Source organism: [Mycobacterium] manitobense, assembly GCF_025821665.1.
Lineage (GTDB): Bacteria > Actinomycetota > Actinomycetes > Mycobacteriales > Mycobacteriaceae > Mycobacterium > Mycobacterium arseniciresistens.
In genome coordinates, this window is the sequence record NZ_JACKSJ010000222.1 from 1 (window position 1) to 553 (window position 553).

Annotated in this window: 1 protein-coding gene and 1 pseudogene; one reads left to right on the forward strand and one right to left on the reverse strand. The window is 61.7% G+C overall.

Going from position 1 to position 553, the window contains the following annotated elements; all coding sequences use genetic code 11:
• Positions 1-49: 49 nt before the first annotated feature.
• Positions 50-133 (forward strand): annotated as a pseudogene (locus H7I41_RS24260) (gluconokinase); the annotation flags it as partial.
• 20 nt (positions 134-153) lie between these two features.
• Here the strand turns inward: H7I41_RS24260 and H7I41_RS24265 are convergent.
• On the reverse strand, positions 154-553 hold a 400-nt coding region (locus H7I41_RS24265; protein ID WP_264015175.1), incomplete at its 5' end, for an RDD family protein.

Below are 553 nucleotides of genomic sequence, written 5' to 3' on the forward strand. Positions count from 1 at the left end.
ACCACATATGAGCAGATCTTTTCGTGCTCTGCTTGAAATGCTATGACGATTGATTCCGTTCGCCGACGCGGACGACTTCCACCCGACGGCGAACATCACGAAGATGACCGCCGATCAGCCGCTCGATGACGACCGTCCTGGTGCTCGATCTGTTCATCTGAGGACCTGGGTACCCCCGGCGAGTTCATCGTGCTTGCCCTGCTTGGTCGCGCTGCCGCTGATGGTCACCGCGATCACCAGGATGGCGATGACACCGAGCAGGCCGCCGATCAACGGGATGATGGGCAACAGTGTGAACGCATTGCGGATCGCCGACTGCCGCAGTGTGGGTTTCGCCCCGCCGGGGCCGTGCACGGACAGCCCGAGGATCTTCTTGCCCGGGGTCGAGCCCTGAGCGACCTCGAAGGCGACGAAGTAGATGAAGGTGAGCAGACCGGTGAACAGTCCGGTCACCCAGATGTTGGACAGTGTGTCGGTGAAGAACGCCAACACGAATGCGACGATGCCGATGAGGATCCCGTCGATGACGCGGGCGAAGAAGCGGCGGGCGAGG